This window comes from Algoriphagus sp. CAU 1675 (assembly GCF_029222925.1).
Classification (GTDB): domain Bacteria; phylum Bacteroidota; class Bacteroidia; order Cytophagales; family Cyclobacteriaceae; genus Algoriphagus.
In genome coordinates this window covers 204,215-216,116 of sequence record NZ_JARHUI010000001.1, presented here as the reverse complement: position 1 = coordinate 216,116, position 11,902 = coordinate 204,215, and the positions used below count along the sequence as shown (strand labels likewise).

13 protein-coding genes are annotated in these 11,902 nt (G+C 37.7%); 3 read left to right on the top strand and 10 right to left on the bottom strand.

The features are described from left to right. Positions 1 to 5: 5 nt before the first annotated feature. The 10 genes from P2G54_RS01005 to P2G54_RS00960 all read right to left on the bottom strand — a co-directional run bounded on the left by P2G54_RS01005 (position 6) and on the right by P2G54_RS00960 (position 9,808). Positions 6 to 467, bottom strand: coding sequence for a MarR family transcriptional regulator (locus tag P2G54_RS01005; protein ID WP_275867318.1), 462 nt, complete (start codon positions 465 to 467; stop codon positions 6 to 8). Positions 468 to 738: 271 nt separating this feature from the next. Further along, positions 739 to 2,487, bottom strand: a complete 1,749-nt coding sequence (locus tag P2G54_RS01000) for a long-chain fatty acid--CoA ligase (RefSeq protein ID WP_275867315.1) — start codon at positions 2,485 to 2,487, stop codon at positions 739 to 741. Positions 2,488 to 2,954: 467 nt separating this feature from the next. Beyond that, positions 2,955 to 4,625, bottom strand: a complete 1,671-nt coding sequence (locus tag P2G54_RS00995; RefSeq protein ID WP_275867313.1) for an Ig-like domain-containing domain — start codon at positions 4,623 to 4,625, stop codon at positions 2,955 to 2,957. Beyond that, positions 4,622 to 5,515: a class I SAM-dependent methyltransferase gene (locus P2G54_RS00990; protein WP_275867311.1), complete on the bottom strand. Its 894-nt coding sequence runs from the start codon at positions 5,513 to 5,515 to the stop codon at positions 4,622 to 4,624. The genes P2G54_RS00995 and P2G54_RS00990 overlap by 4 nt, the downstream gene beginning before the upstream one ends. A 1-nt stretch (position 5,516) precedes the next feature. Continuing rightward, entirely contained in the window at positions 5,517 to 7,382 is a 1,866-nt protein-coding gene (gene mnmG / locus P2G54_RS00985; protein WP_275867309.1) for a tRNA uridine-5-carboxymethylaminomethyl(34) synthesis enzyme MnmG, read from the bottom strand. Between the two features lie 79 nt (positions 7,383 to 7,461). After that, the gene (gene ybeY / locus P2G54_RS00980; RefSeq protein WP_275867307.1) at positions 7,462 to 7,887 is read right to left on the bottom strand and encodes an rRNA maturation RNase YbeY; all 426 of its coding nucleotides are present in this window, start codon (positions 7,885 to 7,887) and stop codon (positions 7,462 to 7,464) included. A 2-nt stretch (positions 7,888 to 7,889) separates the two neighbouring features. Continuing rightward, entirely contained in the window at positions 7,890 to 8,291 is a 402-nt protein-coding gene (locus P2G54_RS00975) for an ATP-binding protein (protein ID WP_275867304.1), read from the bottom strand. 26 nt (positions 8,292 to 8,317) lie between these two features. After that, positions 8,318 to 9,094, bottom strand: a complete 777-nt coding sequence (locus P2G54_RS00970) for an exodeoxyribonuclease III (protein WP_275867302.1) — start codon at positions 9,092 to 9,094, stop codon at positions 8,318 to 8,320. 3 nt (positions 9,095 to 9,097) lie between these two features. Continuing rightward, entirely contained in the window at positions 9,098 to 9,460 is a 363-nt protein-coding gene (locus P2G54_RS00965; protein WP_275867300.1) for a hypothetical protein, read from the bottom strand. 6 nt (positions 9,461 to 9,466) lie between these two features. Continuing rightward, positions 9,467 to 9,808, bottom strand: a complete 342-nt coding sequence (locus P2G54_RS00960; protein ID WP_275867297.1) for a carboxymuconolactone decarboxylase family protein — start codon at positions 9,806 to 9,808, stop codon at positions 9,467 to 9,469. A 250-nt stretch (positions 9,809 to 10,058) separates the two neighbouring features. On the opposite strand from P2G54_RS00960, the gene P2G54_RS00955 reads away from it, so the two are divergent. Genes P2G54_RS00955 through P2G54_RS00945 form a run of 3 tightly spaced genes read left to right on the top strand, consistent with a single transcriptional unit; the run spans position 10,059 to position 11,901 of the window. Continuing rightward, on the top strand, positions 10,059 to 10,577 hold the full coding sequence (locus P2G54_RS00955) for a ComF family protein (protein ID WP_345795458.1): 519 nt from the start codon (positions 10,059 to 10,061) through the stop codon (positions 10,575 to 10,577). A gap of 10 nt (positions 10,578 to 10,587) precedes the next feature. Then, entirely contained in the window at positions 10,588 to 11,112 is a 525-nt protein-coding gene (locus tag P2G54_RS00950) for a YfiT family bacillithiol transferase (RefSeq protein ID WP_275867289.1), read from the top strand. 30 nt (positions 11,113 to 11,142) lie between these two features. Then, positions 11,143 to 11,901, top strand: a complete 759-nt coding sequence (locus tag P2G54_RS00945; protein WP_275867287.1) for an SDR family oxidoreductase — start codon at positions 11,143 to 11,145, stop codon at positions 11,899 to 11,901. The last annotated feature ends 1 nt before the right edge of the window (position 11,902 follow it).

Genomic DNA, 11,902 nt, shown 5'->3' with positions numbered 1-11,902 from the left:
CAGGTTTATAATTCAAATATGGGCTTGTTGATTTCTGATTCGTTGATTTGGTCTATCACTAGGTGGATCTTTTCAAAAACAGAAAAGAAAGTGGTTAATGATTCCTCATCCACTACCTCCCGGACCTTGTTATTGAAATCCATGATGGTTTGAACCGAAATGTCTTTTTTTCTCTTTCCCTCCTCTGTCAAAAAGATTCTCACAGAACGCTTGTCTACTGAATCGGGCTTTTTATAGATCAAGCCTTTTTCCTCCATCGTTTTTAGCATGCGGGTGAGGCTACGTGTTTCCAAACCTATCAGAGGTGCGATTTTGGTAGCAGGAGTCCCTTCCTTGGAATTAATATTGATCAGCACAAAACCTATAGCCGTGGTGAATCCTTCCTCAGCAGCTTGTTGGTTATACATCCGGGAAATTGCATGCCAAGCACTTTTAATATGGTAATCTACCGTCTCTTCTCTCTTCATAAGCCTCGCTTTGCTAGGAAAAAGCGTGACCTAATTTAAGTAAATAAATGTATGCATGCATACTAAATTTTATAAAAAGTTATGCATGCATCACAAATTTATTAGAATTGAAATTCTAATTTTTAAAATATAATTCTAAAAAATAATAATTTTCGGTGTAAAACAGAAAAAAATATAAAAAACGTCTTAATTCCGAAAGAATGTTTTGGAAGAATAAAAAACGGGCTTTTTTGGAAAAGAGCCCGTATTTGATTCATATCAAAATTTGAATTTATAGCTTATAAATATCCTCAATCTCTTGAGCGTACTTTTGATGGATAAATTTCCTCTTGAGTTTCATGGTAGGAGTTAGCTCTCCACTTTCAATTCCCCAAATTTGAGGAAGGAGCTTGAAGCGTTTGATCTGTTCCCATTTGCCAAAATACTTATTAAGCTTTTGGATTTCTTTCCCGTATTTTTCTAATACCTCATGGTTTTGAATCATTTCCCCGTCGCTGGTATAAGGGATATCCTTCCGCTTACAATATTCTCTCAGCCCTTCAAAACTTGGGACGATTAATGCTGCCGGATAATTTTTCCCTTCACCCACCACAATCAGTTGTTCAATTAAAGGAGATTCTTTGAACTTGTTTTCCATCACTTGAGGTGCAATATACTTTCCTCCTGAGGTTTTAAACATCTCCTTTTTCCTATCAGTAATTCGAAGAAAATCCCCATCCAACTCACCAATATCTCCTGTATGGAACCATCCATTTTTAAGTACCTCAGCCGTTAGGTCCGGCTGTTTGTAATAACCTTGCATCACATTGGGTCCCTTGACCAAAATCTCCCCATCATCTGCAATCCTTACTTGTACATCTTTTACAATCTTTCCGACCCAACCAATCCTAATTTCTTCCTTTGTACTCAAAGAGGCTGTAACCACTGGGGATGTTTCTGTCAAACCATATCCTTCACAAACTCTTATGCCAGCCGCCCAGAACACTCTCGCCAATCTTGGTTGAAGTGCAGAGGCTCCAGAATTGATTTGCATGATATTACCACCCAGGGCTTCTCTCCATTTCGAGAAAATCAATTTATTGGCAAGATTCAGTTGAAAATCATACCAACGACCCATAGGTTGTCCTGGATCATATTTCAATCCGAGTTTTAAAGCCCAGAAAAAGAGTTGTTTCTTGACTCCTCGAAGTTCATATCCTTTTGCCACAATTTTATCATATACCTTCTCGAGTAATCTGGGGACAGTATTAAATAAATGGGGCTGGACTTCCTTGATATTTTCTCCGATTTTCTCCAAACTCTCAGCATAGTAAATAGAATATCCTAGATACATGAAGGCAAAGGAAGCCGTTCGCTCAAAAATATGGCAAAGAGGAAGGAAGCTTAAAACTTTGGATGTTCCATGAGGAGGGCTCATGATGTAGGAAACAGACAGCAAATTGGAGAGTACATTGTGGTGACTAAGCATAACTCCCTTTGGTCTTCCAGTGGTACCGGAGGTGTAGATAATGGTAAACAAATCCTCTGGTTGGATCTGCTTTTTGGCATCATCCAAGGACTTCAAATCTCCACCTATTCCTTTTTCTATTAGCTCTGTCCAATGTTCTACTCCAGGCAATTCATCAAAAGCATAGATTTTTCTATCCCCAGCTACATCAGCGGCTTTTTCGTAAATGACAGAATCACCCACAAAAATCATTTTTACCTCAGCATGTTCAAAAATATAGGCATAGTCCTCGCTGGTAATGGTTGGGTACATTGGAACAGAAATCGCACCTATTTGCTGTAGTGCCAAATCAATAAAATTCCATTCGGGACGATTTTCAGAAATAATGGCCACTTTATCATCCCTAGAAATCCCTGATTCTAATAGACCCAAACTCAGGTTATCAATAATTTCTTTTACATCTCTTGAGGAATAGGTTTTCCACTCTTGATTTTCTTTTCTCGCGAGTGCGATTTCTTTATCAAATTGATAAATCTGATAAGGAATCAGGTCGAAAAGGCGGGTCAGCTTCATTTTGGGTTTGTTCGGTTGTTAACCCAATATAAGGAAAAAAGAGCTCAAAGAATTTCACTTATTCACATCATCCACATGCTTATAATCTTATTAGTTTAATTTTTAAAAAAAATCTATTAAGGTTATTAAGGCTGTGGATTTGTTGATAAAATGGGTAAACTGATTTAGCCACAATTTTTTCAAATCTTTACAGTATTTATCTACTACTTATCCCCAGCTTATCAAATTGCAATTAATTGAATAACAGGTTTTTATTAAAAATCTATTCTTTTTGTGGATTAATTCTTGAGTCTTTTTTGTTTGTAAATTCAATGTGGAAATCCTGATAAAGAACTGTGTATAAAGATGGACTTTTACCCATTAATTTTGAGATTGGTATTGGAGGCAATGGTCTCAGTGGAAAAGCTCGGTTTTATACCATGGATTTTAACTCTTATCCACCGTGAATTGCTAGGTTATCCACTACCTCATTTTTGATGTATTCCAGTCTTTTTTGTTGGTATAATCAATAGATCTTCCAATGACCAACCACCTCTGATCACAATATCTTTGCTGGTGCTTTCTGGATTTACGTAATAAAAAACTCTTTCTGCCAGTCTGTTTTCTGTGAAATTGGATGGATCCCATCTAAGATTTGAATTGCTGTCTTCTATGATTCTGATTCGATAAGTTCCAGCTTCTAAACGCTCAAATTTGAACCTGTTTTCATTGACGTATTTTTCGGCTCTTATCTCTGCCTTCTGGTCTAGTAATTGGATAATAAATGGAGCCTGAGCTTCTTGGATGATTCCCGCCAATAAATCCGCTAATGTTTCTTTTTTTAATCTTCTGTAATTGGCAGTCAATGCTTTTTCATTGTATTGATCTTCTATATCCATGAAGGTTGAGTCAGCTGCTGTAATGGTAAAAATTTCCATTGCTATAGAATCTTCAACTGGTATGTTTAGAAGTAATTTGTCTCTTCTCAGCGAATCCCTATACCTCATCATTTCTTTTGTTATTCGGATACTGTTCGCTGAATCAATTTTGATGTATAGTGAGTCCGTATTGATTTTAAGAATGGGTTTGTTGAAGCTTAATTCAGCTTTAAGGGTATCAATGAAGCTCTTTCCTGAATTGGCGGTAAGTGTCAAGGTTTCAGGTCTTCGATCACTATCTGGAAATTTTGCCCAAAGCAATGTGTCGATTTTTGATCCGATTGAATCTTGCAGAACAATTTTTAGAGGAAGGCTATCCGTCTTTGCTTCTGTTGGATAAATTTTGATTCTTTTGTCCTGGTAAGTATAAAAAAGGCTTTTACCTATCTCTTCATTTTCCAAGTTGATTTCAATAGGATCTTTATTGAGTATGATATCATAATTTTTACCTGAACTAGCTGATCTCAATAAACGTATGGGTGTTAAATCTGCAACTGATAAGTTAAAAATACCTCCTTCTACATTTTGGTTTAGATCGAGCGTATCTGTAAAAAAATCATAGGCTTCGGATTTGAATTCAGCCTTTAAGCTATTGTTGTTGTCTTTCCAGGCATAGGCTCTATAGGTTCCGTTTTTGATATTCTGTATAGTGAAATTTCCCGAAGTATCTACTTGGCTTAAATAATATGGCTGGGATGTGAAAAGATCTGTGGTGTCTCCAACTGGATATAATCCTATCAAGATGTCTTTGTATTCCTCTTTTGCTGCTGGAAAGTAAAAATTGACTTTTCCAGAAAACTGAATGCTATCAATAGTATTACCTGTTGAGAAAACCAATTTTAGGTTTTCTGCAGGATTTGCTTCCGAGAGGTCCTGAATGGATTTCTGAAAGTTAAATACATAAGTCGTGTTTTCTTCTAATTCCTGGTTTAGTTCTATTGTAACTGTATTCTTTAAAGCAAGAATTTCTATTTCGTCTTTGTTGATTCTAGGGGTGATGATGATGTTTTTATTGGGATTATCCAGCTTGATAAATTCATCAAAAGTCAAAACTATTTTTTCCGGTTTTGTATTCAGGCTTTGGTCTTTTGGAAGCATTTCCAAAACAATTGGAGGATCTTCATCTCTAGGCCCTCCTGTTGGTGTACTTTGTTTTGCACAAGCACTCAGTAAAATGATTATTGCAAGTATTTGGAAATATGTTTTTAATATCTGTTTCACTTCTTCTGAAGAATAAAAAGATTACTGGAGTAGTTAATTTCTTTCTTTGCTTTTAGGTTGGACTTCATTCCATTGATAAAAGCTTTTAAATAGTTTTTGATCAATCCTTGGTTTGGATTTTTATATTTCTCGGAAAGTAAGGAAACATAATAACTGTCAAACTTCATCGGTTTTTTCTCCTTGATTTCCAGATCGAATTCCTTACAGAGTGTCTGTATGGATTTCTCATTGAAATGATATAAATGTCGTGGGACATCCCAACCAGCCCAGTTTTGTCCGTATAGTTTAGCATCTGGACTTTCTGGATTTGGTACTGCAATTATTATATAACCATCTGTATTTAAGATGGTTATGAGTTTTTTTAGGGTTTTTCTCAGTTTATGAATATGTTCTAAAACATGAAATAGGGTGATGACATCGAATTTTTGAGAATTTTTTAATTCTTCCAGTTCACCTACGATTTTATTTGGCAGTTTTATATTGGAAAGTGCTCTTGCTTTATCGTTTGGTTCTAGTCCTTTTACTTTCCAGCCATCCTCCTTTGCTGCTTGTAAAAACTCTGCAGTTCCACATCCATAATCCAACAATTTACCTTTGTTATGGAGTTTGTTGATGAGCTTGAGTTTTTGTTTGATGTTTAGTTTTCTTACTTGGTTATAGATATATCCAGTGAAACTTTTTGATTCATCCTTATGAGAGTAATATTCCTGAAAATCATAATATGGGTTAATTTCTGATTGTTTTGGTCTCGGATTTGTAAAAAGTAAATCACAGGACTGACACTTGCAGATAACGAAGGTCTCTCCGCTAACTGCAAAATCCTTTATTTCTGAATGATTAAGAAAAAGCCCACTTTTACAGAGCGGGCATTTGTTAAGTCTTTCTGACATTTTATCGTCCTAAGTAAACTGTCAATATAGATAAATCTGCAGGAGAAACGCCACTTATTCGAGAAGCTTGTCCCAAGGTTTCTGGTTTAATTTTATGTAATTTTTGTTTTCCTTCTGCAGAGAGTGCTGGTACTGCCAAGTAATCGAATTTTTCAGGTATTCTGAAGTTTTCCATATTAGATAGCTTTTCCACCATCAGCTGTTCTTTTTGAATATAGCTATCGTATTTGATTTGGATTTCAGCCTGTTCTTTAACCTCTTTTGAATAGTTATTGAGGATCTGATCCAAATTCTGATCTAGGTTTTTCAGTTCATTGATTCCCAGTTGTGGTCTTTTCAGAAGTTTCTCCGCTGTTATTTTTTCCTTAATTGTTGCAGTCTCTATGGATTCCAATCCCTCATTGATCGATTCTGGAGCAAGTTTAACCTCTTTCAAAAATTGGATGAGTTCTGCTGTCTTGTTCTTTTTATCCATCATGTTCTGGAATCTTGTATCAGAGGCCAGGCCAATTTCAAATCCCATTTCTGTCAATCGTAAGTCAGCATTATCCTGTCTCAACAAAAGACGGAATTCTGCTCTGGAGGTGAACATTCTATAAGGCTCTTCTGTGCCTTTGTTGATCAAATCATCTATGAGTACACCGATGTATGCATCTGATCTTTTGAGTAAGAATGGATCTTTTTCCTGTACTTTAAGGCTCGCATTAATTCCGGCTATCAATCCTTGGGATGCTGCTTCCTCATATCCCGTGGTTCCATTGATCTGACCTGCGAAATACAGGTTTTCTATCAATTGTGTTTCCAGGGTTAGTTTCAGTTGGGTTGGTGGAAAGAAGTCATATTCTATAGCATATCCCGGACGGAACATTTTTGCATTTTCAAATCCCGGGATTTTTCTCATTGCTGCGTATTGTACGTCCTCTGGGAGAGATGTTGAAAAACCATTTACATAAATCTCTACTGTATCCCAGCCTTCTGGTTCTACAAAGATTTGATGTCTTTCTCTTTCTGCAAACCGGTTGATTTTATCTTCAATGGATGGACAATATCTTGGTCCAAGGCCTTGAATTCTCCCATTAAACATGGGTGATCTATCAAAACCTGTTTCCAATGTTTCATGAACCTCTTTATTGGTATAAGTGATCCAGCAGTTTCTTTGTGCTTTTAATGGAGTTGTTTCTTCGGAGTAGCTGAATTTTTCTGGTTGATCATCTCCATGTTGTACCTCCATTTTAGAATAATCTAGGCTTCTTCCATCTACTCTTGGAGGAGTACCTGTCTTCATTCTACCAGATTCAAAACCTAAGGATACCAATTGTTCGGTTATTCCTTTTGCTGCTGACTCCCCTGTTCTTCCTCCTCCAAATTGTTTTTCCCCGATATGTATTATTCCATTTAGGAATGTTCCGTTTGTGAGGACAACAGATTCTGCTTCTATTTCAATTCCAATTCCCGTTCTTACTCCTTTGACCCGTCCGTCTTTTACCAACAAACCGGTTACCATTTCCTGCCAAAAATCAACATTTGGTGTCGCTTCCAATGCCAATCTCCATTCTTCAGCAAATCGCATTCGGTCATTTTGGGTTCTTGGTGACCACATAGCAGGGCCTTTCGATCGGTTTAGCATTCTAAACTGGATCATTGATTTGTCAGAAATTATTCCTGACATTCCGCCCAATGCGTCTATCTCTCGTACTATTTGCCCTTTCGCTACTCCACCCATAGCAGGATTGCATGACATTTGTGCAATGGTGTTCATATTCATGGTACACAATAATACCTTGGAGCCCATTACAGCAGCAGCATGAGCCGCTTCACAGCCCGCATGTCCTGCACCTACTACTATTACATCATATTTTGGAAACATGCTGATTTCTTTTACTGTTTCACGTGAAACACCTACCTGACTCAGATAAATTTATTGTAGTGTGTTCCACGTGGAACGTTTACATTTCTTTGAATAAGTTGATGGCGAATTCTTCCTTGCTTCTCATCAATCTGCTTTCTTCTGGGTTCTTGTCTTTATAGCCCATTAGGTGAAATAGTCCATGACTCAATACCCGGTTGAGTTCATCTTCTTCTGATTGACCAAGTTTTTGGGCGTTTTCCCTAACCCGGTCTATACTGATGAATATATCTCCTTCAATTAATTCTTCTTCTTCAGAATTGTCGAAGGTGATAATGTCAGTTAGTGTTTTATGATTTAAATATTCAACATTGATGTTGTATAAATATTCATCAGAGCAAAAGATGTAATTCAAATCTGAAATCTCATAATCTTCCCGGCTTGCAATTTCTTTAAGCCATTTTTTTCGCTTGAGCTTTTGCTGCGGTTGGAATTTGATGTCCTCTGTAAAGAAATTGATTGCCATGATTAATCCATATAAAAGGAGAGGATTACCTTCCTCCCACCTTCTTCAAACTTAACTTCATCACTCAAGTGCTTGATTAGAAAAATTCCTCTTCCCCCTGGTTTTTCAAGATTTTCTGGAGCTGTTGGGTCTGCTAGAGCTTCCAATTCAAACCCCTTTCCCTCATCCTCAATAGTGAATTTTAAAAGATCATCTTCTAGTCTCAATTCCAGGTTAACCAGTTTGTTCTTGTCACTTTGATTTCCATGAATGATGGCATTACTGATGCATTCTGTCACGGAGATCATAATATTCCCATAGATGTCATCATTGATTTCGAAGTTTTCACGTGCATTGTCAATGAAGCTTTCGATAATCTTTATGTTTTCAATTAAAGAAGGGATTGAAATTTTTATAGATTTCATTGGGAATATTTTCTTAAAGGATGATTCTATTTTGTTATTTCTGTATCAAGTTCCAATGAGATAGGACAATGGTCCGAATGTATGATATCCGGCAAAATTACAGAGCTTTTTAATTTGTTCTGCAATTCCTTGCTTGCCATGTGATAATCTATCCTCCAACCCAGGTTTTTTGCTCTTGAATTGGCTCTATAACTCCACCATGTGTAATGGTGTGGATCTTGGTTGAAGTATCTAAAAGTGTCAATAAAACCAGACTCTGTGAATTTGTCCATCCATGCCCTTTCTTCAGGTAGGAAGCCTGAGGAATTTTTGTTGGATATGGGATTATGAATATCAATTGCCTTATGGCAAATGTTGTAGTCTCCGCTAAGGATCAGATTAGGGTTTTCGCCCTTTAAATCCTGCATGTATCCATAAATATCATCCAAGAAATCGTATTTGAAATCCTGACGAATATCTCCAGTTGTTCCGGATGGGAAATAGGCGGATAGAAAGGAAAAACCCTCAAAGTCGGTCTGGATCAATCTACCTTCATCGTCATATTTGGACATTCCCATTCCATATTTGACGGATTTGGGTTTTACCTTGGTAAATATGGCCACACCACTATACCCCTTTTTGACGGCAGGAAACCAATATAATTCATACCCTAAATCCTCAAAAATACTAGCGTCAATTTGGTTTTCTAAGGCTTTAAGTTCCTGAATGCCAATAATATCCGGATTTTCTTCCTTCAACCAGTCCACGAAACCCTTGTTCATCGCTGCACGGATACCATTGACATTATAAGAGATAATCTTCATCTTTTACTCAATCTCGATTTGATATTCTTTTTCAAAGTATTCCAATACCTGGATTTTCAATAGTTTTTCTTGATCTAACAAGTCAAAGTGAGGCAATTCCTTAACGAGTTTCCAATGGGGCCATCCATCCTGGTCAATATGATCCAGCTCATAAAATCCTGCATAACTCAAGACTTTGCAGACCGCAATATGCATTAGATCCTGCTTTTGTTCTTTCGAGAATGTTTTGGTGCCCTGACCCAATTCCTGTACCCCTATAAGAAAGAGTACGCCGTTTAGGTCTTTGGGTTTTTTACCTATGGTTTCCCCAAGCCCCACAAGAAGCTTTGCCCATCTTTTTTCTAGGTCCAGGTCTCTTTTAAACACCTTAAATTATTGGTTTTCAAGTTCCTCCCAGTATTCAACAGCTCTTCTAAGATGGGGGATTACAATTGAGCCCCCAATCAAAGTGGCTATGGAAAATACCTCAAATATTTCCTTTTTGTTCAAGCCTACTTCTTGGCATTTACCCAAATGGTATTTGATGCAATCATCACAGCGTAAAACCATAGAACAGGCCAGTCCGATCATTTCTTTGGATTTTACATCCAATTCACCCTCTGCATAGGCGTTGGTGTCCAAGTTGAAAAATCGCTTGATTACCTTATTGTCTTCTGCCATGATTTTCTCATTCATCTTGGCTCTGTAATCGTTGAATTCCTCTATCAGATTCATTAAATTAATGGTTTAGACGGCAAATATACTGCTAATCTGTCAGTGGATTGAATAACAGCTCTTTTGGTTTATGCGTTTACTTTTTTGGAAAGATTTTTTTGATTTAATATTCCCTCGCAACTGTTTGCTTTGCGGGAGAAACTTATTCGACCAAGAGGAATGTCTATGCAGCATCTGTAAAGGGACTTTACCTGAAACATCTTATCATCTTCGTCCCTTTGATAATGACATAACCTCAAAAATTAAGGGTTTGACCCAAGTAGGCCTCGCAATTTCCTACCTTCGTTTTACAAAAGCCGGAAAAACCCAAAAGCTTCTTCACCAATTGAAATACCAAGATAAACCCGAACTTGCTGAAGTCTTGGGTAAATGGTATGGGGAAAAACTTCTTTCTTACCAGTTTTCATCCACCTGGGATGTGATTACTTCGGTACCTCTTCATGAAATGAAAAAGCTGCGAAGAGGGTACAATCAAAGTGAAGAGTTTGGAAAAGGGCTTTCCAAAGTATTGGGCATACCCTACCAAAACCTCCTAAACAGAAAAAAATACACCGAAACACAGACCAAAAAGACTAGGCTTGAAAGGCTCGATAATGTGAACGAGGTGTTTCAAGTATCTGATATAAAGCTTGTTAAGGCTAAAAATATCCTATTGGTAGATGATGTCATCACCACAGGGGCAACTCTGTGTTCTTGTACCAATCTACTTTTGGCTAATGGGGCAAATAATGTAGATTTGGCTACCATTGCTGCCGGAGGAAGCATATAAAACAATTACAATGAATGTAATAGACCGATTGAAATTTCCTATTGGGAAGTTTGAGAAGCCGGATAAAATTACCAAAGCGCTTTTGGATAAAGCAATTGTTGAGATCAGAAGTTTTCCTGACGATTTAAAAGCGCTGGTTGAAAACCTATCCGATGCACAACTGGATATGCCCTATAGAGATGGAGGATGGACAGCAAGGCAGGTCGTACACCATTGTGCCGATAGTCATTTGAATGCTTTTATCCGTTTTAAACTTGCCTTAACTGAAAAGAATCCGACTATCAAACCCTACAATGAGGCTGAATGGGCAAAATTACCGGACTCTTGTCTTCCTGTATCTTTTTCTATCGATATTCTAAAAGGGCTCCACTATAAATGGAGTCATCTTTTGGAAGAGATGAGTACTTCGGATTTTGGAAAAACCTATTTCCATCCTGAATCAAAAAGTAAAATATCCTTGGAAGAAGCCACCTTGATTTATGAATGGCATTGTAAGCATCATTTGGCCCATATTAAAATTGTTGGCAGTCGATAAACTCCACCAAAGAACCCTAGCATTTTCAAAATGAATATTTCCCTAAAAAACCAAAGAATTCTGGTTACCGGAGCCTCAAGAGGAATTGGTCGGGCAATTGCACGGCAGCTTTCTGATTCTGGAGCCGAGGTCATCATCCATTTCAATTCCAACAAAGAAGAGGCGGAATCTCTTTTGAATCAATTGAAAAACCCTGCCCATATTGAAGCTTGTGACCTTTCACAATCAGCGGAAGTCGTTGGCTTTATACCAAGATTAGTGGAAAAATATGGCCCAATAACGGGTTTGGTGAATAATGCAGGAATATCACCCTCAGCTCCTGATACCTTATCTACCGGGAAATGGCTAGAGGTTTGGGAAAAAACCATGGCCGTAAATGCTACTGCGGTAGGAATTTTATGCAAGGAATTCGTAGACCAGGCAAAACCCCAACACCAAGGTAGAATCGTAACCATTTCATCCAGAGCTGCATTTAGAGGTGATACTACGGACTATCTTGCCTATGCGGCTTCCAAGGGGGCTTTGGTAAGTTTGACCCGCTCCATTGCCAGACATTATGGAAAAGAAGGAATCAAAGCCTTTTTGATTGCCCCGGGATTTACAAGGACAGATATGGCAAATGAAATTCTTTCAGAATATGGGGAAGAGTTTGCATTGAAAGACATTGCCCTAAATGAATTGACTACTCCTGAGGATATTGCTCCCATGGTTGTATTGCTTTGTTCAGGCTTGGCTGATCATGCCACCGGTACATCCATTGATATCAATGCAGGTTCCTACGTTCGATAAT

Excerpts from the sequence above, each read along its gene's own strand:
- P2G54_RS00975 (WP_275867304.1), bottom strand. The coding sequence starts at position 8,291 with ATGAAATCTATAAAAATTTCAATCCCTTCTTTAATTGAAAACATAAAG.
- P2G54_RS00950 (WP_275867289.1), top strand. The coding sequence starts at position 10,588 with ATGAATGTAATAGACCGATTGAAATTTCCTATTGGGAAGTTTGAGAAG.
- P2G54_RS00990 (WP_275867311.1), bottom strand. The coding sequence starts at position 5,515 with ATGTCAGAAAGACTTAACAAATGCCCGCTCTGTAAAAGTGGGCTTTTT.
- mnmG (WP_275867309.1), bottom strand. The coding sequence starts at position 7,382 with ATGTTTCCAAAATATGATGTAATAGTAGTAGGTGCAGGACATGCGGGC.
- P2G54_RS00970 (WP_275867302.1), bottom strand. The coding sequence starts at position 9,094 with ATGAAGATTATCTCTTATAATGTCAATGGTATCCGTGCAGCGATGAAC.
- P2G54_RS00960 (WP_275867297.1), bottom strand. The coding sequence starts at position 9,808 with ATGAATCTGATAGAGGAATTCAACGATTACAGAGCCAAGATGAATGAG.
- P2G54_RS00945 (WP_275867287.1), top strand. The coding sequence starts at position 11,143 with ATGAATATTTCCCTAAAAAACCAAAGAATTCTGGTTACCGGAGCCTCA.
- P2G54_RS01005 (WP_275867318.1), bottom strand. The coding sequence starts at position 467 with ATGAAGAGAGAAGAGACGGTAGATTACCATATTAAAAGTGCTTGGCAT.
- ybeY (WP_275867307.1), bottom strand. The coding sequence starts at position 7,887 with ATGGCAATCAATTTCTTTACAGAGGACATCAAATTCCAACCGCAGCAA.
- P2G54_RS01000 (WP_275867315.1), bottom strand. The coding sequence starts at position 2,487 with ATGAAGCTGACCCGCCTTTTCGACCTGATTCCTTATCAGATTTATCAA.